Annotated in this window: 24 protein-coding genes; 12 read left to right on the plus strand and 12 right to left on the minus strand. The window is 65.0% G+C overall.

The window, feature by feature from the left end:
- Window positions 1–169 precede the first annotated feature (169 nt).
- Together KJP29_RS10485 and KJP29_RS10490 are read right to left on the minus strand one after the other, a co-directional pair.
- The gene (locus KJP29_RS10485; RefSeq protein ID WP_218463506.1) at window positions 170–2,386 is read right to left on the minus strand and encodes a molybdopterin cofactor-binding domain-containing protein; all 2,217 of its coding nucleotides are present in this window, start codon (window positions 2,384–2,386) and stop codon (window positions 170–172) included.
- A gap of 2 nt (window positions 2,387–2,388) precedes the next feature.
- Window positions 2,389–2,853: a (2Fe-2S)-binding protein gene (locus tag KJP29_RS10490; protein WP_218463507.1), complete on the minus strand. Its 465-nt coding sequence runs from the start codon at window positions 2,851–2,853 to the stop codon at window positions 2,389–2,391.
- Between the two features lie 108 nt (window positions 2,854–2,961).
- Here KJP29_RS10490 and KJP29_RS10495 point away from each other — a divergent pair, with 108 nt between their 5' ends.
- From KJP29_RS10495 to KJP29_RS10505, 3 genes are all read left to right on the plus strand, one after another.
- Window positions 2,962–3,564, plus strand: coding sequence for a TetR/AcrR family transcriptional regulator (locus KJP29_RS10495; protein WP_218463508.1), 603 nt, complete (start codon window positions 2,962–2,964; stop codon window positions 3,562–3,564).
- A gap of 55 nt (window positions 3,565–3,619) precedes the next feature.
- Window positions 3,620–3,859: a LysE family transporter gene (locus tag KJP29_RS10500; RefSeq protein WP_218463509.1), complete on the plus strand. Its 240-nt coding sequence runs from the start codon at window positions 3,620–3,622 to the stop codon at window positions 3,857–3,859.
- Window positions 3,860–3,968: 109 nt separating this feature from the next.
- Window positions 3,969–4,394, plus strand: a complete 426-nt coding sequence (locus KJP29_RS10505; protein WP_218463510.1) for a PACE efflux transporter — start codon at window positions 3,969–3,971, stop codon at window positions 4,392–4,394.
- A 21-nt stretch (window positions 4,395–4,415) separates the two neighbouring features.
- On the opposite strand, the gene KJP29_RS10510 is transcribed toward KJP29_RS10505, so the two are convergent.
- Together KJP29_RS10510 and KJP29_RS10515 are read right to left on the minus strand one after the other, a co-directional pair.
- Window positions 4,416–5,177, minus strand: a complete 762-nt coding sequence (locus tag KJP29_RS10510) for an SDR family NAD(P)-dependent oxidoreductase (RefSeq protein WP_218463511.1) — start codon at window positions 5,175–5,177, stop codon at window positions 4,416–4,418.
- A 104-nt stretch (window positions 5,178–5,281) separates the two neighbouring features.
- Complete coding sequence (locus KJP29_RS10515) at window positions 5,282–6,340, minus strand: Hint domain-containing protein (protein ID WP_218463512.1); 1,059 nt, start codon at window positions 6,338–6,340, stop codon at window positions 5,282–5,284.
- A 140-nt stretch (window positions 6,341–6,480) separates the two neighbouring features.
- Here KJP29_RS10515 and KJP29_RS10520 point away from each other — a divergent pair, with 140 nt between their 5' ends.
- The 5 genes from KJP29_RS10520 to KJP29_RS10540 all read left to right on the plus strand — a co-directional run bounded on the left by KJP29_RS10520 (window position 6,481) and on the right by KJP29_RS10540 (window position 11,222).
- Window positions 6,481–7,026 (plus strand): isoprenylcysteine carboxylmethyltransferase family protein, encoded by a 546-nt coding sequence (locus KJP29_RS10520; protein WP_255553559.1) that lies wholly within the window; start codon window positions 6,481–6,483, stop codon window positions 7,024–7,026.
- A 137-nt stretch (window positions 7,027–7,163) separates the two neighbouring features.
- Window positions 7,164–8,735, plus strand: coding sequence for a Re/Si-specific NAD(P)(+) transhydrogenase subunit alpha (locus tag KJP29_RS10525; protein ID WP_218463513.1), 1,572 nt, complete (start codon window positions 7,164–7,166; stop codon window positions 8,733–8,735).
- A 14-nt stretch (window positions 8,736–8,749) separates the two neighbouring features.
- A complete protein-coding gene (locus KJP29_RS10530; RefSeq protein WP_218463514.1) occupies window positions 8,750–10,225 on the plus strand; it encodes an NAD(P)(+) transhydrogenase (Re/Si-specific) subunit beta in 1,476 nt (491 codons plus the stop codon).
- Window positions 10,226–10,358: 133 nt separating this feature from the next.
- The gene (locus tag KJP29_RS10535) at window positions 10,359–10,550 is read left to right on the plus strand and encodes a hypothetical protein (RefSeq protein ID WP_218463515.1); all 192 of its coding nucleotides are present in this window, start codon (window positions 10,359–10,361) and stop codon (window positions 10,548–10,550) included.
- 180 nt (window positions 10,551–10,730) lie between these two features.
- Window positions 10,731–11,222, plus strand: coding sequence for a helix-hairpin-helix domain-containing protein (locus KJP29_RS10540; protein ID WP_218463516.1), 492 nt, complete (start codon window positions 10,731–10,733; stop codon window positions 11,220–11,222).
- Window positions 11,223–11,356: 134 nt separating this feature from the next.
- Here the strand turns inward: KJP29_RS10540 and KJP29_RS10545 are convergent, their stop codons facing one another.
- On the minus strand, window positions 11,357–11,968 hold the full coding sequence (locus tag KJP29_RS10545; RefSeq protein ID WP_218463517.1) for a hypothetical protein: 612 nt from the start codon (window positions 11,966–11,968) through the stop codon (window positions 11,357–11,359).
- Window positions 11,969–12,122: 154 nt separating this feature from the next.
- The gene (locus KJP29_RS10550; protein WP_218463518.1) at window positions 12,123–12,665 is read right to left on the minus strand and encodes a pseudouridine synthase; all 543 of its coding nucleotides are present in this window, start codon (window positions 12,663–12,665) and stop codon (window positions 12,123–12,125) included.
- 252 nt (window positions 12,666–12,917) lie between these two features.
- On the opposite strand from KJP29_RS10550, the gene KJP29_RS10555 reads away from it, so the two are divergent.
- Both KJP29_RS10555 and KJP29_RS10560 read left to right on the plus strand, forming a co-directional pair.
- Window positions 12,918–14,075, plus strand: a complete 1,158-nt coding sequence (locus tag KJP29_RS10555) for a type III PLP-dependent enzyme (protein WP_218463519.1) — start codon at window positions 12,918–12,920, stop codon at window positions 14,073–14,075.
- Between the two features lie 79 nt (window positions 14,076–14,154).
- On the plus strand, window positions 14,155–15,438 hold the full coding sequence (locus KJP29_RS10560; protein WP_218463520.1) for a DUF3422 family protein: 1,284 nt from the start codon (window positions 14,155–14,157) through the stop codon (window positions 15,436–15,438).
- 22 nt (window positions 15,439–15,460) lie between these two features.
- On the opposite strand, the gene KJP29_RS10565 is transcribed toward KJP29_RS10560, so the two are convergent.
- The 6 genes from KJP29_RS10565 to glmU form a co-directional block, all read right to left on the minus strand.
- Entirely contained in the window at window positions 15,461–16,510 is a 1,050-nt protein-coding gene (locus tag KJP29_RS10565; RefSeq protein ID WP_218463521.1) for a YeeE/YedE family protein, read from the minus strand.
- A 210-nt stretch (window positions 16,511–16,720) separates the two neighbouring features.
- Entirely contained in the window at window positions 16,721–17,839 is a 1,119-nt protein-coding gene (locus KJP29_RS10570; protein WP_218463522.1) for a 5-methyltetrahydropteroyltriglutamate--homocysteine S-methyltransferase, read from the minus strand.
- Window positions 17,840–17,898: 59 nt separating this feature from the next.
- Entirely contained in the window at window positions 17,899–18,576 is a 678-nt protein-coding gene (locus KJP29_RS10575) for a DNA alkylation repair protein (protein ID WP_218463523.1), read from the minus strand.
- A complete protein-coding gene (locus KJP29_RS10580) occupies window positions 18,566–19,114 on the minus strand; it encodes a pyridoxamine 5'-phosphate oxidase family protein (protein ID WP_218463524.1) in 549 nt (182 codons plus the stop codon). Before KJP29_RS10580 ends, KJP29_RS10575 begins: the two co-directional genes overlap by 11 nt.
- Window positions 19,114–20,940, minus strand: coding sequence for a glutamine--fructose-6-phosphate transaminase (isomerizing) (gene glmS, locus KJP29_RS10585; protein WP_218463525.1), 1,827 nt, complete (start codon window positions 20,938–20,940; stop codon window positions 19,114–19,116). Before glmS ends, KJP29_RS10580 begins: the two co-directional genes overlap by 1 nt.
- Window positions 20,941–20,942: 2 nt before the next feature.
- Window positions 20,943–22,307 carry a bifunctional UDP-N-acetylglucosamine diphosphorylase/glucosamine-1-phosphate N-acetyltransferase GlmU gene (glmU, locus tag KJP29_RS10590; protein ID WP_218463526.1) on the minus strand — a complete coding sequence of 455 codons (1,365 nt, stop codon included), beginning with the start codon at window positions 22,305–22,307 and terminating at the stop codon, window positions 20,943–20,945.
- Window positions 22,308–22,398: 91 nt separating this feature from the next.
- On the opposite strand from glmU, the gene KJP29_RS10595 reads away from it, so the two are divergent.
- Window positions 22,399–23,100, plus strand: a complete 702-nt coding sequence (locus KJP29_RS10595; protein WP_218463527.1) for an HAD-IA family hydrolase — start codon at window positions 22,399–22,401, stop codon at window positions 23,098–23,100.
- Between the two features lie 32 nt (window positions 23,101–23,132).
- A complete protein-coding gene (locus KJP29_RS10600; RefSeq protein WP_218463528.1) occupies window positions 23,133–24,329 on the plus strand; it encodes a DegT/DnrJ/EryC1/StrS aminotransferase family protein in 1,197 nt (398 codons plus the stop codon).
- Window positions 24,330–24,364: the final 35 nt, after the last annotated feature.

A 24,364-nucleotide genomic window follows, 5' to 3' on the forward strand; every position in this document is an offset into this window, starting at 1 on the left:
GTTATGCCTCCGGTCGTGCTTTCATCGAGTCTAGGGGAAAACTTCTGTCATGGCGAGACAGTTACGCCGTCGGTGAGGCGCAAAGGATTGAAACTACGCCGGAAGAATCGGGCCTGTGGGGTGATTGCCACAGGCCCGCTGCATTTGTGCGTGCTTTCCAACCCGAAGGTCAGGTCAGGAAATCGACCTCGTTGCGCAAGGGCAGCGACCGGATCCTTTTGCCGGTCAGGTCGAAGATCGCATTGGCGAGCGCCGGGGCCGCGGGCGGCACGCCGGGTTCGCCGACGCCGCCGATGTGCCCGCCCGAGGCATGGAGCGAAACCTCGAAGACCGGGGTCGTGTTCATCCGAAGCGCGTCGTAGTCGTAGAAGTTGCCTTCGACGACCTGACCGTCCTCGAATGTGATCGCGCCCTGGATCGCGGCGGAAAGGCCATAGATGCATCCGCCGACAAGCTGCGCCTCGACGTTGCCGGGGTCGAAGATCTGGCCCAGATCGGCGGCGATCCAGACCCGGTCTATCCTGATCGCACCGTCCTCGTCCGAGACTTCGATCACCTGGGCGACCGGCGTGCCGAAGGAATAGCTGATCGCAATCCCGCGCCCCTTGCCAGCGGGCGTCCTGCCCCAGTTCGACATCTCGGCCACGGTCTTCAGGACGTTGGCAGAAGGCGCATGGAGCGGCTCGATATGGGCCAGTCGGAATTCGAAGGGATCGGCCCCGGCCGAATGGGCCATTTCGTCGACGAAACTCTCCATGAAGAATGCGTTCTGCGAGGCCCCGACCGAACGCCAAAACCCGACCTGCGGCGTGCGCTCGGGCACGTAGCCCGCGATACGTTTGTTGGGGATCAGGTAGGGCTGGAGCGCCACGCCCTCGGTCACCATCGGGTCGGGCATCGCGCGGTCGATGCCCATGAAGGCCTTCATGGTGGCGCGCATGACCGATCCGGAGGAGAGGTCCGCCTTCAGCATGTCGATGCGCCCGTCCTTCACGGCACCGCGCATCCGCGCGATGGCGCCGGGGCGGTAGTGGTCGTGACGCATGTCCTCTTCGCGCGACCAGGCGAGCGAGATCGGCGTGCCGGGAACCGCAGCGGCGATCCGTGCAGCCTGAAGCGCGAAGTCGTTGAACCCGCGCCGCCCGAAACTGCCGCCCATGATCGTCGTCTCGACGGTCACGTCCTCGGGCGAGAGGCCGACGAGGTCGGCGGCGTTCTTCTGCGTGATGACCGGAGCCTGAACGCCCGCCCAGATGGTCAGGTGATCGCCTGTGAAATGCGCGGCCGCCGTCATCGGCTCCATCGCCGCATGGGCAAGGAAGGGCGCACGGTATTCGGCGGTCAGATCGGTGTCGGCCTCGGCAATCTCGCCCGCTTCTTCGGGCACGTCGTTCGGGTCGCCGTCGAAGGCGGCTTCGAGGTCGGCGAAGATCTCCTCGGTCGTCGCGTCATAGGGTGCGTCGCCCCATTCGATCTCGACCGCGTCGGCGGCCTGCATGGCCAGCCAGGTGTTCGTCGCGACGACGGCGATGCCGTTGCCAAGGTCGATGACCTTCTCGACACCCGGCATCCCTTCGGCGGCGTCTGCGTCATAGCTCAGCATCTCGCCGCCCAGACGGGGCGACATGCGGACGGTAGCGAACTTCATCCCTTCCACGCGCTTGTCGATGCCGAACATTGCGGTGCCCGTCGCCTTGCCGGGCTGGTCGAGGCGCGGCTGGCTTGTGCCGAGCAGCGTCCATTCGTCCGGGGACTTGAGCGGCGGGTTCTGCGGCGGGTCGATATGGGCCGCAGCTTCGGCCAAGTCGGCATAGGGCAGGGTGGTTCCGTCGGTTGCGACGATCGCCCCGTTCTCGGCGCGAAGCTGATCGCGGCCCACGCCAAGCCGCTCGGCGGCGGCTGAAATCAGCACTTCGCGCGCCGAGGCGCCGGCGACGCGCATTTCCTCGGCAGCACCCACCATCGAGGTGGACCCGCCGGTGATCTGCATGCCGAAGATCCGCGGCACCGCCTCCATCACCGTCTTCGCGACGGCGTTCGGCGGGGTGGAGTCGAAGTTGCGTGGCAGGAGGAACGCGGGGTTGCCATAGTCCTTGGACGGCGGGCCGTGCTCGACCTTGAGCATCGACATCGGCACGGCGAGTTCTTCGGCCACGAGCGCGGCGAGCGTGGTCTGAACGCCCTGTCCCATCTCGGCCCGGGGCACTATGACGGTCACGCCCGACTGGTCGATGACCACGAAGCGGTTGAGCGCGGCGCCCTCGGCGGGCTCAAGTGGGTTTCCCGGCGCTTGCGTGACCTTGTATGCGCCGAAAGCTACGCCGCCGGCGACCGCGACGGAGCCGACAATGAAAGCGCGGCGGGTGAAAGTTCCGAGTTTCGACATGATCAGGCCTCCTGCATCTTGGCGGCGGCGGAATGGATCGCGGCGCGGATGCGGGGGTAGGTGCCGCAGCGGCAGAGGTTGCCCGCCATCGCCTCGTCGATCTCGTCGTCCGTGGGGTTGGGTGTGGTCGCAAGGAGTGATGCCGCCTGCATTATCTGTCCCGACTGGCAATAGCCGCATTGCGCCACGTTGTTCTCGATCCAGGCGGTCTGGATCGCGGCGAGGCTGTCGGGGGTGCCCACGCCCTCGATCGTCGTCACCTCGCCCCAGACATCGCCGAGCGCCACTTGGCACGACCGCGTCGCCTCGCCGTCGATATGGACCGTGCAGGCCCCGCAGGCCGCGACGCCGCAGCCGAATTTCGTGCCGGTCATGCCAAGCTGGTCGCGCAGCACCCAGAGAAGGGGCACGTCCTCTGGCAAATCGACGCTGTGCGTCTGTCCGTTGACGGTGAGTTGGGTCGCCATGGCTGTCTCCCTGATCCGCTGTGGCTCGTCTGTTCGCTTCTGACAAAGTGAGCGAAAAATGTCATACTGTCAATTGACAGTTTGGAAGGATTTTGTCAGAACGTCTTCATGCAGGCAGACTACGCGCAGATTTCTGGATCGGATGACAAGGCGGCCGCGATCCTCGCGGCAGCGACGCAAGCCTTCGCGCGCTATGGCTATCGGCGCACTTCGATGGCCGATGTAGCGGCAGAAGCCGGGATGAGCCGCGCCGCGCTCTACCTGCATTTCAAGAACAAGGAAGACATCTTCACCTCGCTTGTGCAGGCCTATTTCGGCCATTCGGCCAAGGCGATCGCCGTGGCGCTCTCACAGGGCGGCACACCGGAAGAGGCGCTGGCCCGGGCCTTCGAGGCCAAGATGGGGCCGCTTTTTCACAAGCTCATGGAAAGCCCTCACGGCGCCGAACTGCTCGACGCCAAGGCTGCGGTGTCGCCCGAGATCGTGCGGTCCTGCGAGGCGCAGGTTTCGGGCGTGTTCGAGCGCTGGCTTCGGGACGAGGCAGCGGCGGGGCGTTTGTCGCTCGCGGCGGGCGGCGGCGATGCGGCCCTGGTGGCGGAGTTGATCATCGGTGCGCTGAACGGCGTGGTCATGGCCGAGGCACCGCTGTCGACACTGCCGGACCGGCTCGCGGCCCTTGCGGCTGTGTTGGGGCGTGGACTAAGGGTCTGACCGGTACTACCGGCATTTGGGCCGGGCAGGCAGAGGGTTCACCGCGGAACTTGGCGTGCTGGGCGTGTTCTTCGTCGCCCCGCTGGCTCTCAGTGTCGCGCCGGGGCCTGACAACATCTTCGTCCTGACCCAATCGGCGCTCTACGGGTTGTCGGGCATCGTGGTGACGCAAGGCCTGTGCACGGGACTTCTGGTCCACACGGCCGCGGTGGCGCTTGGCGAGGCGGTGGTCTTCGCTGCCTCGGCCGCAGCCTTTACCGCGCTGGCGCTCCGGCTCGTCACCGCACAGAGGTAGCTTGAGACGCGGGCCGGGATGCGGTAGGACAGGCGCAAGCGAGGACGACCTCCCCCGGCATCGGGACTGAACGCGCGGGACGACCCGGGCATTTGCCGGAGATCGTCCCATGCGCAACACCCAAGACCGTATTCGCCACGCCATCAGCTTCGAGTTGATCGGGCTCGCCCTCGTCATCCCGCTCGGCACGCTGCTTTTTCACATGCCCATGGGGCACATCGGGGTCGTCGGCGTGGTGAGCGCGACGCTCGCTACCGCCTACAACTTCGTCTTCAACCTCGGCTTCGACCATGTGCTGCGCCGGTTGCGCGGCACCACGCAGAAGACGCTCGCGCTCCGGGTTGGCCATTCCATCGCCTTCGAGGCGGGGCTCCTGGCGGTGCTGATGCCGTTCATCGCCTGGTATCTAAGCGTGAGCCTGTGGCAGGCGCTGGTCATGGACCTGTCCTTCGCGGGCTTCTACCTGGTCTATGCCTTCGCGTTCAACTTGGCCTACGACCGGCTGTTTCCCCTGCCGGAATGGCAGGCAGCCTGAGCCCGGCGACGAGCGAACGTCCTACATCTGGCCGCCCGCGATCTCGATCGTCTGGCCGTTCACGCTTTCCGATCCCGGTGCGCAGAGCCACATGGCGCAGGCGGCGATCTCGGAGGGCTGCAACAGGCGCTTGTGCCGGTTTACGTCGCGCATCATCGCCATGGCGCTTTCGCGGTCGCCGCCGATGCGCTCCGAGATCGCATCGACATTGCGCGTCACGATGTCGGTGTCCACATAGGCCGGGCAGATCGCGTTGAAGGTAAGGCCCTTGCCGAGGTAATCTTCGGACAGCGACCGGATGAGGCCGATGACGCCGTGTTTCGAAGCGGAATAGGCCCCGGCACCCTTGAGCCCGCGCACCCCCGCGATGGAGGAAATCGCGATGACGCGGCCCCAGTCGGCGGCTTCCATGTCGTCGAGACACTCGCGTATGGTCAGGAAAACGCCGTCGAGGTTCGTGGCCATGACCCGGCGCCAGAGCTCGAGCGGGGTCTTCGACACCTTGCGGCCCTCGGCGATGCCGGCGTTGGCGACGACGATGGTGATCGGGCCGTGGGCTTCGCGGGCGGCGGCGACAGCGTCGTGGACAGACGCCTCGTCGGTCACGTCCATGACCTGAGGGAAGAGGTTGGGGTCGTCGCGGGTCGCTTCCTCCAGCACCTCGGCGCGTCGCCCGGTGACAGTGACCTTCGCGCCCGTTTCGGCCAGCGACCGTGCGATGGCGAGGCCGATGCCCGTGCCGCCCCCGGTGACCAGGGCGTGTCGTCCTGTGAGATGTGTCATGTGCGCCTCCCTCGCTGCGTCGGGCTGTGCCGGCGGCGTGCCCGTTGGAGGGTTAGCACGCGGCCGGACGCATTGGGAAACGACGTGGGGTCAGTCGCGAGGGTTCAGGCCGCGCAGGCCAGTTCCCGCAGGTTCCACCGCGTGAGATAGGGGCGCGCGGGCGGGCCGTAGTTGGCCACGTCCGGGAGCACATGAAGGAGCGAGGCCCTTAGGTGGTCGGGCAGGCCGGCGAGTGCCTCTGGACCAGGGTAGAAACTCTCGCTCCAGGCGCCGTCCGCGTCGATGATCTGGTGTTCGTCGAAGAGAAGGTGGATGTAGGTCACGCCTCGCGGGCGCGGGACCATACGGACCCCGCGACCACCGCGCATGGTGGCGGCGTGCTTGGCGCGAATGAGTTGGCCGCCCTCATAGGAGGAAACGTAAAACGCGTGTTGTTGGGATACGCGCATGGGTTTTTCGTTACCGAAAGCGCCCTCTTCGATCTGGACCGGCAGAAGTGCGGGCGCGTCGCGCAGTTCGCGGGCACAGAAGCGGCGTTTGCCGACCCAGCGCAGCCTTTGCCAGCCGTTGTCCAGGGTGAGACAGGCGTCGCCAGGCTTGAGCCGCGTCACCGGCACCATGCCGCGCCGAGTGCGGATGCGGGTGCCGGGGGTGAAACAGGTGACGGGAGCGCCCACGTTGCGGTCGGCGGCGAGGTTCCAGCCACCGTTGAAGATGCTGCTGTATTGGGCCGAGTTGAGTTGGAGCGACCGGATCTGACCCGCATCCATGGCGGCCTGATCCGAGTTCGGCTCGCGCTCCGGCACCCAATAGGTGTGTCCGGCGGTGTCCTGCACCAGAACGGCGGTGACGGTCGCGGTGCTGCCATCCAGATAGGTGATGGTCGCGACATAGTTCATCGCCATGTCGTGCAAGTGGTCGCTGCCGCCGTCGATGCGCCAGGTATCGTTCCGCGAGTTGGAATCGTAGGAGTCGCGTGTCGCGCCCCCGGCGTAGCCCGTGGAACCGGGGGACATGGTGTGGACGTGATCGCGCAGCGGGTCGGACTGGCTGCCGAACCGCATGCCCACAAGGGCGCCCGCGTTTTCCGCGTTCGAGTTGCCTTCAAAGGTATCCATGTCGGGCAGGACGCCCAGATAGAACACGTTGAACGTGGTGGCCATTCTAGCCTCTTGGTCTTGGCTTACCGGGGCGTTGGGTCTCGGACCCGGTGTCAGAGGCCCGTGTCACATCCCATTGCGGCAGGATCGTGAAATCTGTGGGAGAATTCTGTGCTAGGGTCCGGTCCGTCCTGAGTGTCCCAATGTCCTTCGGCACTTTGCTCGATGCTGCGCTTGCAGAAGAAACAATATTCGTCAATAAAGCGATCTGGAGAAATAAAGTTGCGCGAGGGATTCTGCTGCTGCGCGAAATTGACATACCGCCGCTCTGGCTCGTGATCTGCCTTGGTCTGGCTTTCGCGCTGGACCGGGCCGCGATCACGCCCGGCTTCGGGATGCCCTCGCTCCGCTGGCTCGGGGCGGGGCTGGTCGTTATCGGACTGCTCGCGATGCTAGCCGCCGTGATCGAGTTGCTTCGCAGGCGCACCACCTTCGTGCCGCGCCGTGCGCCGACGGCCTTTGCCGTACGGGGAATCTATCGCCTCAGCCGCAACCCGATCTATCTGGGCGATGCGCTGGTGCTGACAGGCGCGATCCTGTGGTGGGATGTGCCGGTGGGCCTTGTGCTCGTGCCGGTCTTCATGTGGTTCATCACCCGCCGCTACATTCGGCAGGAAGAGGCAGGATTGATCGCGGCCTTCGGTGACGAGGCGCGGCGATACTTCGAAGATGTACGGCGCTGGTTGTGAGACAGCGGGGGACAGGGTAGGGGATAGGTAAGGTCGCATTCGGACCGTGGGCCGTCGCAAGTCGCGACGGGAGCACGGAGTGGAAACAGTGATTGCCGCGAGGACAGGTCGCGGCGCCGAGGGAGAAGGACGAAGACGTGAAGATCGGGGTACCGAAGGAAGTCCTCGCGGGCGAGAACCGCGTGGCCATGACGCCCGAATCTGCGGGCATGCTGCAGAAATTGGGCTATGACTGCTTGATCGAGACGAAGGCGGGGGAAGCTGCCGGGTTCGCGGATGCGCTTTACGAAGCGGCAGGCGTGACAGTGGTGAAGACCACGGCGGCGCTGTGGAAAGAGGCCGACATCATCGCCAAGGTGCGCATCCCGACGGAGGCCGAACTCAAGCGACTGACGGCGGACAAGACGCTGATCACCTTCTTCAATCCCGGCGGCAACGCCGAGGGGCTGGAGGCCGCCAAGGCCAAGGGGGCCACCGTCATCGCGATGGAGATGGTGCCGCGGATTTCGCGCGCGCAGAAGATGGATGCGCTGTCGTCAATGGCGAACATCGCGGGCTACCGTGCCGTGATCGAGGCGGGCAACAACTTCGGCCGCTTTTTCACCGGTCAGGTGACCGCCGCCGGTAAAGTGCCGCCGGCCAAGGTGCTGGTCGTTGGCGCCGGCGTGGCCGGTCTTGCGGCCGTGGGCACCTCGGTGTCGCTGGGCGCGATCACCTACGCCTTTGACGTGCGACCGGAAGTGGCCGAGCAGGTCGAATCCATGGGGGCCGAGTTCGTCTATCTCGACTTCGAGGAAGAGCAGGCCGATGGCGCCGCGACGGGTGGCTACGCCGCCGTATCCTCGCCCGAGTTCCGCGAAGCCCAGCTCGCCAAGTTCCGCGAGCTCGCACCGGACATGGACATCGTGATCACCACGGCGCTCATTCCGAACCGCGAAGCGCCGAAGCTCTGGCTCGAGGACATGGTCAAGGCGATGAAGCCGGGCTCCGTGATCGTCGACCTCGCCGCTGAGAAGGGCGGGAACGTCGAAGGCACGGTGATGGACGAGAAGGTCGTGACCGACAACGGCGTGACCATCGTGGGCTACACCGACTTCCCGAGCCGGATGGCGACGCAGTCCTCGACGCTCTATGCCAACAACATCCGTCACATGATGACCGATCTGACCCCCGAGAAGGACGGCAAGATTAACGTCAACATGGAAGACGACGTGATCCGGGGCGCGACGGTGACCCATGCGGGCGAGATCACCTTCCCGCCGCCGCCGCCCAAGGTTCAGGCCATCGCGACGCAGAAACGCGAGAAGCCCAAAGAGCTGACCGCGGAAGAGAAAAAGGCCAAGGAGGTCGCGGCCTTCAAGGCGCAGACGCGCAATCAGGTCACGCTTCTCGCCGTCGGCGGTGCGCTGATCCTGCTCGCGGGTCTCTTCGCACCCGCGAGCTTCATGCAGCACTTCATCGTCTTCGTGCTGGCGGTCTTCGTCGGTTTCCAGGTGATCTGGGGCGTCGCGCATTCGTTGCACACGCCGCTGATGGCCGTCACGAACGCGATCTCGTCGATCATTATTCTGGGCGCGCTGATGCAGATCGGATCGGGCAGCTTCCTGGTGATCGTTCTCGCCGCGCTGTCGGTCTTCATGGCTGGCATCAACATCTTCGGCGGCTTCCTCGTCACGCGGCGCATGCTCGCCATGTTCCAGAAATCGTAAGGGGGTAGGGGATTATGGAATACGGATTCACGACGGCGGCCTATGTGGTCGCGGCGGTCCTCTTCATCCTCGCGCTGGGCGGCCTCTCGGGGCAGGAAAGCGCGAAACGCGCCGTTTGGTATGGCATCGTGGGCATGGCGCTTGCCGTGATCGCGACGCTGGTCGGCCCCGGCGCGGGTCTCTGGCTGCTGTCGCTCGTTCTGATCGCGGCGGGGGGCATCATCGGCTTCTACGTCGCGAAGCGCGTGCAAATGACGGAAATGCCGCAACTCGTCGCGGCGATGCACTCGCTCGTCGGTCTGGCGGCGGTCTTCGTCGGCTTCAACGCGCATTTCGAGATGATCCGAGTGGCCGAGATCATGGCCTCCGCGCCGACGTCTCTCACCGAAACGGGATTGGACGCCTGGCTTCATGACCAGAACTTCGGCACCTTCGCCGGTCTGATCGCGCACAAGACGGCGGCCGAGCTCAATATCCTCAGGATCGAGCTGTTCCTCGGGATCTTCATCGGTGCGGTGACCTTCACCGGGTCTGTGATCGCCTATGGCAAGCTCGCGGGCAAGGTCAGCTCGCTGGCCAAGAAACTGCCGGGCGGACATGTCCTGAACGCGGGGGCCGCGATCATCTCGGTCATCGCGCTCATCTGGTACTTCAACACGGGCACCTTCCTGCCGCTCGCGATAATGACGCTCCTCGCGCTCTTCATCGGGTATCACCTGATCATGGGGATCGGCGGGGCCGACATGCCGGTCGTGGTGTCGATGCTCAACTCGTATTCGGGCTGGGCGGCGGCTGCCATCGGCTTCTCGCTCGGCAATGACCTCCTCATCGTGGTCGGTGCGTTGGTGGGCTCGTCGGGTGCGATCCTGTCCTACATCATGTGCAAGGCGATGAACCGTTCGTTCATCAGCGTCATCCTCGGTGGCTTCGGCGGCACCTCTGGCCCCGCGATGGAAATCGAGGGCGAGCAGAAGCCGATCGACGCCGACAGCGTGGCGCAGGCCTTGAAAGAGGCGGACTCCGTGGTGATCGTGCCCGGCTACGGCATGGCCGTGGCGCAGGCGCAGGGGGCGGTTTCGGACCTCACCTCCAAGCTGCGTTCGCAGGGCAAATCCGTGCGCTTCGCGATCCACCCCGTGGCGGGCCGTCTGCCAGGGCACATGAACGTGCTTCTGGCCGAGGCCAAAGTGCCCTACGACATCGTGCTCGAAATGGACGAGATCAACGACGACTTCCCGTCCACGGACGTGGTCATCGTCATCGGCTCGAACGATATCGTGAACCCGGCCGCGCAGGAAGATCCGAACAGCCCCATCGCCGGGATGCCGGTTCTCGAAGTCTGGAAGGCCAAGCAGGTCTTCGTGTCCAAACGCGGGCAGGGCACCGGTTACTCGGGCATCGAGAACCCGCTGTTCTACAAGGACAACACACGCATGTTCTACGGCGATGCCAAGGACAGCGTGTCGAGCCTGCTGCCGCTGATCTCCTGATCCGGGCACAGCCCAAAGGAAAGGCCCCGCATCGCGCGGGGCCTTTTTGCATCGCACCTCTGATGTCAAAAAAACGTATATACATTCGCTATCCTATAGCGTAACAAGTCGGCACCTGCCGGAAGGAGGCCATATGGCCAAGAAGGAAAAGACCAAGAAGGACGCTCAGTTGATCGTCAGGATCACGAAGACCGAGCGGGACGCTTTCGTCGAGCTTTGCGAAGAGCTCGATACGTCGGCGGCTCGTGAGGTGCGGCGGTTCATCCGGGAGTTTCTGGCCCGTCACGAGGACGGCGACACCGCAGGCGAAACCAAAGCGAAGTAGGAGGCTGCAATGGCCAAGAAATCGAAGATCAAGGCGCTGAAAGCTGAAGTGAAATCCCGCAAGGCGAAGGTCGCCAAGCAGGAGAAGAAGCTGAAGTCGGCGAAAAAAGCGCTGAAGAAAGCCGCCTGAGGTGGCCGGGGCCGGGCGCGATGTCCGGTCCCCAACTTGCGAGACACGAACATGCACGAACTATCATCCATTTCCGGGATCGGCCCCGCGATGCTCGCCCAGTTGGCGGGGATCGGGATCAACGATGTCGAAGGGCTGGCGCAGGCCGATGTGATGCTTCTGACCACCGTGCGGGGCATTTCGCCCGAGCGGGCGGAAGCCTTCAAGGCCGAGGCGCGGGTGATCCTCACCGCGGCCGAGATCGCGGCGAAAGCGGTCGGGTCGGATGTCGTCGAAGTCGCGACCGTGACCACCGACGCAGCGTCCCCTGAAACACCGGCGAGCAAGGTCGTCGGGTTCCGCCCCTCGCTGATCGAGGGCGGCGAGAAAGCCGCCTCCAAACGCAAATCCGCCGAGCAGGAAAAACCCGAAGCGTACAAGGATAAACCCGGCAAGGCCAGGCGCAAGGCGCTCAAGGCCGACGTGAAGCTGGCCGAGGCAAAGTTGGCGCGTCAAAAGAAGAAGCTCAAGAAAGCCGAGAAGGCGCTTCGCAAGGCGAAATGAACAAGGCTCCGCGCGATGCGGGGCTCTTCACCTATGCGGGATCGCTCCAGACGCAGGCCATTATGGATCCGCACAAGACAAAAGACCCGCGCACCGACGCGGGTCCTTCTCTTGTCGGACGGCGGACCCGCCGGTCAGTTGCACCACCACAGGAAACAGGACTGGTTCCCGTTCCCGTTGTTCCCGGAGTTCCCGTTCCCATTGTTGCCGGAATTGCCGTTTCCGTTGTTCCCCGAGTTGCCGTTCCCGTTGTTTCCCGAGTTCCCGCTATTGCCCGAGTTGCCGTTCGATCCGCCATCGCTCATCCCGTTCGACCCGGATCCCCAATCGCCGGACCCGTTAGGGTTCTCGCCAGCGTTGCCCACGTCCTTGTCGTTGCCGGGGTTGCCGCCCGAAGAACTGCCGCCACTTTCGTTCCCCTCGGAGCCGTTGTCATCGTCCGAGGTCCCGGTCCCCTGCGATCCGCCATCCGTGCTGCCGGCAGGCGTGTCGGACGAGGTATCGGTCACGCCGTCGATGGCATCCGGGTCGATGACAATCTGGCCGCGGGTCGCCGAAAGGTCCATCTCCGAAATCGTCGTGAGATAGGAGTCGATCCCGTTTGCGAAATTCAGCGCGCCGGAGGAAATGTCGCTGACGACGGTATAGGCCATGAGCATCGAGCCCCCGATAAAGACGACGAAATCGACGGTGATCGCGCCGGATTCATCGCGCAGGAAGGAGGTAACTCTGGATTTGAGGGTCATGTCGTCCGACTCCCAGAAATTTGCAAAGAAGGCCATTAAGGCAGGGCCGCTCGCGGAACCGGATAGGGGGCAACTGTGGCAAGGACCGGGCGCTCACTTGTTCATCCTTCGGAAAGGATGTGACGAAGGAGCCGAAACGGCGTGGGTGACCCGGTCAGGCGTCGCGCCATGTGCCGGGCGCGATCCCCTCAAGCGTCCAGTCGCCCACCCGCCAGCGCACCAGACGCAGGGTCGGAAATCCGGCCGCCGCGGTCATGCGCCGGACCTGCCGGTTGCGTCCCTCGGTGATGGTAATCTCGATCCAGCGGTCGGGCACGGACTTGCGAAACCGAACCGGTGGGTCGCGCTCCCAAAGCGGGGGCGGGTCGATCAGGCGCACCACGGCGGGGCGCGTGGGTCCGTCCTTGAGCATGAGCCCCCGGCGCAGGGGATCGAGGTCGGCATTTGTTGGATCGCCCTCGATCTGGGCGAGATAGGTCTTGGCCGTCTTGTTGCGCGGGTCGGCGATCCGCGCTTGCAGACGCCCGTCGTCGGTGAGGACCAGAAGCCCCTCGCTGTCACGGTCCAGACGCCCGGCGGGATAGACTCGCGGCACGTCGATGAAGGCTGACAGCGTCGGACGGGGCGAGGGGCTCTTCTCGTCCGTGAACTGCGACAGCACATCGAATGGTTTGTTGAACAGAATGACACGCGACATGTTGCGTTCTTACACGCGTTTCGGCGAGATTTAGCCCCAGCCTGAAAAAAATTTTCCCAAAGAAAAATTCGGTCTTGATCTGAATCAATTTTCGCCCGATATGCGCACTCAAGACGCCAACGCACGCGCCTCTGGCCACGACCGGCAGACCGAAGACGGTTCGCCCTAATTCGGATCGGCACGCGTTTATGCAGCGACGGTAACGTCTCCCTTGGAACCTTGGGGTTTTACCCCTGTCTGTCGGAGATTGACATGACCTACGTTGCACAAGGCGCCTTCGCGCCCGTTTCTCGTCTCGACTCGGCCGTGGCCGACATGATCGTCGACAAACCGACCCTGGTGCTCGACATCGACCGCGTGGAATTCCAGTATCACCAGCTCGCTCAGGGTCTCGGCGAAGCCCACATCCACTATGCCGTGAAGGCGAACCCGACCCGTGAGATCATCGAGCGTCTGGTCAACATCGGCTCGCACTTCGACGCCGCCTCGCGCGCCGAGATCGAGCTGTGCCTGTCGCAGGGCGCCGCGCCCGAGCACATTTCCTTCGGCAATACCGTGAAGAAACCCGCCGACATCGCCTTCGCGCATCACGCCGGCGTCGACATCTTCGCGGCCGACGCGGTCGAAGAGCTTGAGAAGATTGCCGAAAACGCCCCGGGCGCGCAGGTCTACATCCGTGTGCTCGTCGAAAACTCCGAAGCCGACTGGCCGCTGTCGCGCAAGTTCGGCTGCCGTTCGGACATGGTCAACGACCTGATGGCGCGCGCTGTCGAGCTTGGCCTGCGCCCCGTTGGCCTGTCGTTCCACGTCGGCTCGCAAACCCGCCGGGCCGACATGTGGACCGGCGTGCTCGACGCTGTGGCCGAGATCTGGAAATCGGCCCGTGAGGCGGGCTTCGACCTCGACCTTCTCAACATCGGTGGCGGCTTCCCCGCCTTCTATGGCGAGCAGATCGACGGACCGATGACCTACGCCGCCCGCGTGATGGAGCTGGTCCGTGCCCGCTTCGGCAAGGTTGCCCGCGTCATGGCAGAACCCGGTCGCGGCCTCGTCGCCGAATCCGGCGCGATCATCGCGGAAGTGCTGCTCGTGTCGAAGAAATCCGACAGCGACACGCACCGCTGGGTCTATCTCGACATCGGCCGTTTCTCGGGCCTTGCCGAGACCGAAGGCGAAGCTATCCGTTACCAGTTCGTCACCGCCCGTGACGGCGACGAGTTCGGCCCCTGCGTTATGGCCGGCCCGTCCTGCGACTCCGCCGACGTGCTCTACGAGAAGCGTCCGGTCATGCTGCCGACTACGCTGAAGTCGGGCGACCGCATCGTGATCCGCAACTGCGGCGCCTACACGTCGTCCTACTCTTCGGTCGGCTTCAACGGCTTCCCGCCCCTCGACGTGGTCGTTCTCTGACGGCCACGTGCGACGTTAAACCGCTGTCTCGGTGCGCTGACCTGACGTAAGTTCAGGAAAACGCGAACTGGGACAGACAATGACGCTTCAAGATCACAAGCTGCGCTATGCGCTGGCCAATGAATTGCATGCACGGCCCTTCCCGACGCTGGAAGCGCCGTGCTTTGCTGTCTACCTGGCGATCAAACGCCCCGAGGATGCGGCGGCGCGCGACCGGGCGGCGGATGTGGCGCATCTGGTCGAACTGCTCGACCGTTACGGCACTGCGCATCCGAAACCCGGCGCCAACCACTACTCCGGCGAGATTGGGAAATACCGCCTGAAGTGGGAAAGCCATACGGAATTCGTGACTTACACGATCTTTGGCGAGGGACTGGGGGACAAGCCCTTCGACCCGTCCATGTTCGATGTCTTTCCTGAAGATTGGCTCGGGCGCGCGCCGGGTGTTCGGGTGACTTCGGCCCTGATCCGGGTAGAGACCATGCCGGACGAGAGGGAGCTTCGCGAAAAGGTCGACAAGTGGTTCGTGCCGGAAAGCGTGGCGGCGACCTATGTTCTGGACCGGGCCGGGATCATCGCAGGGGATTTCCGCATCGACGAAGGCGGGCACCTGCGCTTTGCCTTCTTTGCCGGGCCCGAGTGCAGCGCCCGGCGCATCGGCCGGGTCGTGCAGCGGATCTGCGAGATCGAGACCTACAAACAGATGTCGATGCTGGGGCTGGCGCGGGCGCGTCTCTTGCAGGGGCGGCTGGGCGCGATCGGGGATCGCCTGTCAGGGCTCGTCGCCGGCATGGGGGCCGAAGACGGCGCGGCGGAACCTCGGTTGCAGGAGCTTTTGCAGATCTCGGCGGAGCTCGAGCGGCTGAATGCCGAAAGCAGTTTCCGCTTTGGCGCCACGGCGGCCTATGAGGCGATCGTGGGTCAACGTGTCGAGGTGCTGCGCGAAGAGCGCTGGGACGGGCGGCAGACCTTCACCGAGTTCATGACCCGCCGATATGATCCGGCGATGCGAACCGTGAAGGCGGTCGAACGGCAACTGGCCGACATCGCGGAACGGGCGATCCGGGCCGGGGACCTTCTGCGCACCAAGGTAGACGTGGAACGCTCGGCACAGAACCAGAAGCTTCTGGAAAGCATGGACCGGCGCGCGGACTTGCAGCTTCGCCTACAGGAAACGGTCGAGGGCCTGTCGGTGGTGGCGATCAGCTACTACGCGGTCAGCCTGCTGGGCTATCTGACCGCGCCCGTCGCTGCGGCGCTCCATGTGGACAAGGTGCTCTGGACGGCGGGGCTGGTGGTGCCCGTCGTGCTCGTCGTCTGGCTGTCCGGGCGGGCCGTGCGCAAGCAGTTGATGCACAAGTAGCCTGGACGGATGCGGAGCCGGGTTATTCCGCCGGAACCGCCGCGCCCCGCGCCGATCCGGTGAGAACCGCCTGTGTCGCGAGCGCCCCGCCCGCGATGGCGAAGAGGGTCAGGAGAGCGGCGACCGACAGGGTCGGGATGCCCGCGAGCCCCGCGCCGATGGTGCAGCCCCCGGCGACCACGCCGCCTAGCCCCATCAGGACCGCGCCCGCCGCGTAACGCCCGGTTTCACGGGGCGAGGTGAAGCTTTGCCAGCGGAAGCTGCGACCGGCGAGCGAGGCGACGAGCGCCCCCGCGAGCGTGCCGCCGATCAGGCCCACGCCGAAGTTCGCGGGGATGGCGGAAGAGGCGATGGTGAAGAACAACCCGTCGGCCCAGGGCGCGGTGAAGGAGAGGCCGTCGAGAGCGATGGGGTCAAAGTCGTCGTAGAGCACGAAGCCGGTTCCGACCCATGCGGCAGGGACCTGGAGGCCAAGCAATGCGGCCAGCGCCAGCGTGCCGATCCGATTGCCGGAGGTGAGTGCCAGCGCAAGCGCCGCTAGCGCCAGAACGGCGGTCCACAGGAGCGCGCCGCCGGGCAGGGAGGCAAGGCTCGCGCCATCGCCAAGCGGCAGCGTGACAGAAGCGAGCATGGTGCGAACGGGTGCGAGAACGCCTTTCAGCGTGGCATGGGCCACGACCGCGAAGATAATCATCACCGCGAGCGCGCGCAGGTTGCCGGTCGCCCCCAGAACGGTGAGACGCGAGGCGCACCCCCGAGCGAGGATCATCCCTGCGCCGAAAAGGGCGCCGCCCAGTAGGATCGACAGGATCGGAAGGTCGCCGGCCATGAAACGGTGATCGCCGAAGTCGATCAGACCGGCCAGCACCGCCGCCTGCGTCCCGATCAACGCGAAGGCCAGTGCCATCGCCCAGACGCCACCCGCCTGCCGCCGGTCTTCGCCGACAAGGGCCCGGCGAAAGCAGAACCGCGTGCGTTCGGCCAGCGCGCCGAAGGCGACCCCGAGGATCACCCCGAGCCAGACCGCGGCCTGCGGGGCGGTAAGGCTTTCGAAACCAAGGCTCTCGAACATCGCGATTCCCTCCGAACGGAACATTGGTCCGGTTTGGGGCGGAAATATCGACAGATCAAGGAAAATGAATGGGTGAATAGGGGTGCCTCTCGGAACAATGTTCCGATCCGGTGGACGTGCTGAAACCCTGTCCCGACCGGGCCCGACGGACCCGAAACAAACGCCGCCGCAGGGCAGCTGCGGCGGCGATGATCGTCTTATTTGACGGGATCAGACGGCGCCCCAGATTTCCTCCGCGCAGCGCACGACAAGCTCCAGCTTCCTGCGCTGGTCGTCTTCGGTCACGTCGTTTCCGTGCTCGGTGGAGGAGAAGCCGCATTGCGGCGCGATGCCCAACTGGTTGATGTCCACGTATTTCGACGCCTCATCGAATTTCGACTTGAGCCAGTCCATACTCTCAAGCTCCGGCGTCTTGGTGGTGATGAAGCCGGGCAGAACGATCTGGTTGCCCTTGGGCAGGAGCTTCAGAGGCTCCAGCCCTCCGGCGCGGTCGGTGTCGTATTCCATGAAGAAGATGTCGACGCCGGTGGCGAAGATGCTCTCCGCCGCGAGGTCATAGGCGCCTTCGGCCGCGTGAGTCGACCGGAAGTTTCCCCGGCACATGTGCATGCCGATATACATGTCCGAGGGGCGGTCCTTGATCGCCTCGTGGAGCACCTCGCCATACTTGCGGATGAGGACATCGGGGTCGGAACCATCGGCCGCCTTGTCGGCCCGGTGCTTGGGATCGCAGAGATAGGCGAAGAAGATGTCGTCCATCTGGAGATAGCGGCAACCGGCCTCGTAGAAGGCATCGACCGCCTTGCGATAGGTGGCCACGAGATCGGTGAAGTATTCCTCTTCGTCCTCGAGATAGGCCTTGTAGCGGATGTCCGTCTTCGCGGTGCGGAAGTGGATGCAGGAGGGGCCAGGGATCGAGATTTTCGGCATGACTTTGGTATTGCGCGCCACGAAACGGAAATGATCGAGCATCGGGTGATCGTCCGGGAAGTCGAGCTTGCCGTTGATCGCCGGGAAAACCGGGGGCAGATCGACGCCCTGAAAGCCCACGAAGGAAGACCCGTCGCGGGTTTCGATGTCGAGCCCGTCGAGCATGCCCATGAAATCGTAGTGCCAGAACGTGCGCCGCGCCTCGCCATCGGTCACGGCCTTGAGCCCCACGTCCTCCTGCAGCTTGATGAGCGCGGGGATCTCGGCGTCCTCCACGGTCTTGAGGGCGGCGGCGTCGATCTCGCCCGCGAAGAACTTCTTGCGGGCGTCGATGATGGCCTGCGGACGGAGCAGCGAACCGACGTGGTCGGCGCGGAAGGGCGGTTCTTGGATGGGCATGGGATCCTCCGGAGTGGCGTGTCGCGGACCCTAGCCCTACGCCCCGTCCTCCGCAAGGATCAGGTCAGGTGTTTCGCCGCTTCCTTGCGAGCGAAGCCCTTCATTTTACTGCCATTTTTCTCAAGAAAATCATGAACGCGGCTCATGTCGTGCCTGGACAGATCGCGCAGCCACCAGGCAACGGCCTTCTGGATGAACCACTCCTGGTCGTCGACATAGCCCTCGGCCCAGCCCAGCACACGGTCGCGGATCGCCAGGTCTTCGGGCTTGGGAAAGTTCTGCTTGGTCCATGGCAGCGTGGCGACGAGCGCGGCGCGCCGGGTCCACATGCTGTCGGAAGTAGTCCAGCCCTCGACCGTGTCGATGCGCGACGGCTCGGCCACCAACCGCTTCTGGGCGGCCATCATGGCGTGGTCGGCGATGGCCCAGCTGTCCAGATCCGAAAGCCAGGACACGATGAGGTCCCAGACGGGACCGTCGCCCTTGATGCGGGCTTGCGTGAGGAGCTTGGCGGCGGCGATGCGCGCCTCGAAGATGTCCGTCTTCCACAGCGCATCGGCCAGCGCCACGCGCTCCAGGACGCTCAGGGACCGTCGCCAAGCTGTCGTGATGTCGTTCAGCGCAGGATTCGGAATGCCCAGAACCTCGCGGCTTTGCTTGTGGTAGGCGGACATGCCCTCGGCACGCCCCGGCTCGATGGCGGCGCGCAATTCGGCCAAGGCCTCGTCAAGCGTCATCGAAGATGCCCGTGTCGAAACCGTCGATGGTGGTCTGGTTTTTCTCGGCCCAATAGGCGCGGATACCGTCCTCGCCCTTGTCCTCGGCCCACTTGGTCAGTGTCTCGCGTTGGCGCGGGGCTTCGAAGAAGGGAACGGCATAGCCGCAGGAGGTCTGCACCATCTCCACCGACACGTCATAAATCTGCCGCGCGCCAATGTCGGGCGGGAACGACGCGTAAAGCTCGTCCCACGCCGGGTCCCGGGGATGCACCGTGCGGGCGGTGCCGTAGATCCGCAGGATGAGCGGTCGGGTGGTAAAGCTGCACCACATGAGCGTCATCCGGTCCACCCGTGCCAGATGCGCGGCGGTTTCATTGCCCGACCCGGTGAGGTTGAGCCAGAGGACGCGGTTCGGCCCCAGGATGCGAAGCGAGTCCATGCCCTTGGGCGAGACGTTGACGCGTCCGCTTTCGGCGGCGGTTCCGACGAAGTAGATGTGCTGGTCTTCGATGAAGCGGCGGTGCGCATCTTCGATGGTGTCGAACTGTTTGGCCATTACTCCACCGTCACGGACTTCGCGAGGTTGCGCGGCTGGTCCACGTCCGTGCCCTTGGCAATGGCCGCGTGATAGGCGAGGAGCTGCGCCGGGATCGCATAAAGGATCGGCTGGATCAGCTCGGGCGCGTCGGGCATGGTGATCGTGCGCCAGACATTCGATCCGGCCTGCGCAATCCCGCGCGCGTCGGCAATGAGCAGCACCCGGCCACCCCGTGCCATGACCTCCTGCATGTTCGAAACCGTCTTCTCGAACAGACCGTCATGGGGGGCGAGCACGACCGTGGGGGTTTCCTTGTCGACAAGCGCAATGGGGCCATGCTTGAGTTCACCCGATGCATAACCTTCGGCATGCAGGTAGCTGATTTCCTTCAGTTTCAGTGCGCCTTCCAATGCGAGCGGAAACATCTGGCCGCGCCCGAGGAACAGCACGTCATGCGCTTCGGCCACCTTGCGGGCGGCGCGGTCCAATTCGCCTTCGATGGAGATCGCGTGGGACATGAGGCCAGGCAGCTTGCGCAGGTCGGCAAGCCGTTCTGTCAGCTCCGCAGGCGCGATCTGGCCCCGGTCCGCGGCGGCCTTGAGGACCATGACCGCGAAGGTGGCGAGCATGCAGGTGAAGGCCTTGGTCGAGGCGACCGATACCTCGACGCCCGCGTGGATCGGCAGCGCCACGTCGCTTTCGCGGGCGATGGAGCTTTCCGGCGAATTGACCAGCGACACGATATGCGCGGCCCGGTCCCTGGAATAGCGCAGCGCGGCCAGCGTGTCGGCGGTCTCGCCCGACTGGCTCACGAAGACCGAGAGCGTGCCCTCGGCGAAGGGCGGCTCACGGTAGCGAAACTCGCTCGCCACATCGATATCGACGGGCAGGCGGGCGTAGTGCTCGAACCAGTATTTGGCGACCAGACCGGCGTAGTAAGCGGTGCCGCAGGCCACGATGGAAACGCGGCTGACCTTGGTGAAGTCGACGCCGGGCAGCTCCATCGTGATCCCCGTGCCGTCGCCCGAGAGATAGGCTGAAAGAACGCCGCCCACGACGGTGGGCTGTTCGGCGATTTCCTTCATCATGAAATGCTTGTAGCCCGCCTTTTCGATCCGGGTGGCATCGAGGCGGACTTCGCGCATCTCGCGGTTGGCCCGTTTGCCCGAGGCGTCATAGATCGTCGCCCCCGCGCGGGTGATCACGGCCCAGTCGCCTTCTTCCAGATAGGTGATCCGGTTCGTCAGATTGGCCAGCGCGATGGCGTCGGAGCCGACATACATCTCGCCGTCGCCATGCCCGATGGCGAGCGGGCTGTTCTTGCGCGCGGCGATCATGAGGTCCTTCTCGCCGTCGAAAAGGAAGAGAAGCGAATAGGCGCCCTCGAGCTTGCCCAAGACCTCGCGCACGGCGTCGGCGGGTTCGGCCCCGTTCTCCATGGCAAGCGCGACATAGGCCGCGACGGTCTCGGTGTCGGTCTGGCTTTCCATCACCTTGCCGGCGGCCGCGAGTTCGTCGCGCAGGCGCGCGAAGTTCTCGATGATCCCGTTGTGCACGACCGAAACCTGGCCCGCGCGATGGGGGTGCGCGTTCTCGGTGGTCACGCCGCCATGGGTGGCCCAGCGGGTGTGTCCGATACCGGCGCGACCGGGCAGCGGATCGTGGACCAGTACGTCCGACAGGTTCACGAGCTTGCCCACTGCGCGACGCCGGTCAAGCGCGCCGGCTTCATTCACGGTCGCGATGCCTGCCGAGTCGTAGCCGCGATACTCGAGTCGACGCAGCGCTTCGAGGATGATCGGGGAGACTTCGTGTTTGCCAAGGATACCGACGATGCCGCACATGGTTATTTGCCTTTCTGCTCGGCCTTCAAGGCACGGAGTTTCTCGAAGAACCGGGTCGCGAACCCGGGCTTGACCAGTTGCGGGCTGCGCCCGATGACCATGGCGCCTGCCTCGACATCGCTGGTGACGACTGTGCCGGTCGCGGTCATGGCGCCGTCGCCGATGGCGACGGGGGCGACCAGCATGGTGTTGGAACCAACGAAGACATGCGATCCGATGGTGGTGCGATGCTTGAAGACGCCGTCGTAATTGCAGGTGATCGTGCCCGCGCCGATGTTCGATGCTTCGCCGATGGTGGCATCGCCGATGTAGCTCAGGTGGTTCACCTTGGCCCCGGCGGCGATCTCGGCGTTCTTGATTTCGACGAAGTTGCCGACCTTGACGTTCTCGGCCAGTTCCGCGCCGGGACGCAGCCGGGCATAGGGGCCGATGACGGCGCCCTGGCTTACATGACAGCCTTCGAGGTGCGAAAAGGCCCGGATCCGTGCCCCGCTTTCGACGGTTACGCCGGGGCCGAAGACCACATGCGGTTCGATCACGCTGTCGCGCCCGACAAAGGTATCTGCGGCAAAGAACACGGTCTCGGGCGCGGTCAGCGTCACGCCGTTCTCGAGCGCCTCGGCCCGTTTCATCGCCTGAAGCTGCGCCTCGGCGGCGGCGAGTTCGGCGCGGGTGTTGATGCCCAGCGTTTCGCCCTCGTCGCAGGTGACGGCGGCGGCGCGCAGCCCGCGCGACCGGGCCACTGCTACCACGTCGGTGAGGTAGTATTCGCCCGAGGCATTTTCGTTGCCCACGGCGGAGATGAGGTCGAAGAGCGTCGCCGCATCGGCGGCCAGAACGCCCGAATTGCACAGGGTGATCGCGCGCTCGTCCTCGGTCGCGTCCTTGTATTCGACGATCCGGAGGAGGTCGGAGCCCTCCATCACCAGACGCCCGTAGCGTTTCGGGTCGGCGGCCTCGAAGCCAAGGATCACGACATCGGCGCCCCCGGACCGCGCCTCGCGCATCGCTTCGAGCGTTTCGGGGCGGATGAAGGGGGTATCTCCGTAAAGCACGATCACATCTCCCGCGACGCCGGCGAGGGCCTCGCGCGCCTGTTCGACGGCGTGGGCGGTGCCGAGTTGCTCACTCTGAAGGACGACCTCGATCTCCTCGTCGAGCGATTTCGCGGCCTTGGTCACGGCCTCTGCCCCATGGCCCGCGACCAGAACGACCCGCGACGGACCCAGCGCATTGCCGGTGGCGAGTGCATGGGCAAAGAGCGGCTGGCCGCCGAGTTCATGAAGTACCTTGGGCAGGTCCGAATTCATCCGGCTGCCCTGACCCGCGGCAAGGATGATGAGGCTGGCGTCGCCCGCATGTGTCATGGCTGCTCTTTTCTTCTGTCCCGTCCCGATTTACCTCGTCAGGTAGCACGGAGATGGTCAGCGCGAAAGAGCGTGGAAGAGGGGGCGGGACATGGTGAACGGAACGAACGATGTCCGCGCGGCGACCCCTGCGCGGGGCACGGTGATCTTCGATCTCGACGGCACGCTGGCCGATACCTCGCGCGACCTGATCGCTTCGGCCAACGCCTGCTTCGCGCGGCGCGGTCTGGACGCGGTGCTGGACCCAGATGCGGATGCCGGAGTCGCTTTCCACGGCGGACGCGCGATGCTCCGGCTCGGCTATGAGCGGCTCGCCCATGACGGCGGCTGGATGGAGGAGGACTATCCTTTTCTGCTCAACTGGTACGGTGCCAACATCGACACGCACACGCGGATGTATCCGGGGGCCGTCGCAGCGGTCGAGGGGCTCCGGGCGCAAGGCTACGCGGTGGGCGTCTGCACGAACAAGCCCGAGGGGCTGGCGGAGGTGCTTCTATCTCGGCTCGGAGTGCGCGATCTTTTCGCCTCTCTTGTCGGTGCGGATACCTTGACGGTGCGCAAGCCCGATCCCGCGCCCTATGTCGCGGCGGTCGAACGCTCCGGCGGCACGGTCGAGCGTTCGGTGCTGGTCGGAGATACCTCGACCGACCGGGACACCGCCCGCGCCGCGGGCGTGCCTTGCGTGCTTGTCACCTTCGGTCCGTCCGGTGACCGGGTCCTGACACTCGGTCCGGAGGCCCATATCGGGCACTTCGACGAACTCGCCAAAGTGGTCGAAGGCCTCCTGACTTGACGCGCCCTGCGGCCAGTTCCAGTGTCGCGCCCATGAGCGAGCGATTTACGGGCACTTTCACCCAGCAGGAGCCGATCCCGGAGGAGGCGATCGAGGCCGCCGTGGCGCAGATGCGAACCGGGCGGCTGCACCGCTACAACCTCGTGGGCGACGAGGCGGGCGAGGTCGCACTTCTGGAAGAGGAGTTCGCCGCGTTCACCGGCGCCCGGTTCTGTCTGGCCGTTGCCTCGGGCGGCTATGCGCTCGCGACGGCGCTTCGCGCAGTGGGCGTGGAGCCCGGCGACCGGGTGCTGACCAACGCATTCACGCTCGCCCCGGTGCCGGGTGCCATCGCCAGCGTGGGCGCTGTGCCGGTCTTCGTCGGCGTGACCGAAGCGCTTGTCATCGACCTCGAGGATCTGGCCACCAAGGCGGATCAGTCCGACGTCCTGATGTTGTCGCATATGCGTGGTCATATTGCCGACATGGACGCGCTGATGGCGCTTTGCGACGCCCGCGGCATCACGGTGATCGAGGACTGCGCCCATACGATGGGCGCGCGCTGGAACGGCGTTCTGTCGGGTCGTCATGGCGCGATTGGCTGTTACTCGACCCAGACCTACAAACACATGAACTCGGGTGAGGGGGGGCTGATCGTCACCGACGATGAAGACATCGCGGCACGGTCGGTGATGTTGTCGGGGAGCTACATGCTTTTCGACAAACACCGGGCCGCGCCGGCGCCCGAAGTCTTCGAACGCGTGAAATACGTGACGCCCAATATCTCGGGCCGGATGGACAATCTCAGGGCGGCGATCCTGCGCCCACAGCTTCGCGATCTCGCGCGCCAGTGCGAGCGCTGGAACGAACGATACCGCGAGGTCGAGGTCGGCCTGCACGACACGCCCGGGCTCACGGTCATCGCCCGGCCCGAGAAGGAGGACTATGTCATGTCCTCCTTCCAGTTCCTGCTTCTGGACTGGTCGGACGAGGCGATCCGCGAGGTGGTCCGTCGTTGCGCGGCCCGGGGGGTGGAGCTGAAATGGTTCGGCGCGGCAGAGCCCGTGGGCTTCACCTCGCGCTATGACAGCTGGCGTTACGTCGAGAGCGCGCCGATGCCCGCCACCGACCGGGTGCTCAAGGGCATCCTCGACCTGCGGCTGCCACTGACCTTTTCGCTGGAGGACTGCGCCCTCATCGCCCGGATCATCCGGGCCGAGGTGTCGGCGGTCTATCAGGAAGCCGGCTGACGCCGGCTCTGGAGGGCCAGCCCTCGGCCGCCATT

It is taken from the genome of Maritimibacter sp. DP1N21-5 (assembly GCF_019218295.1).
Lineage (GTDB): Bacteria > Pseudomonadota > Alphaproteobacteria > Rhodobacterales > Rhodobacteraceae > Maritimibacter.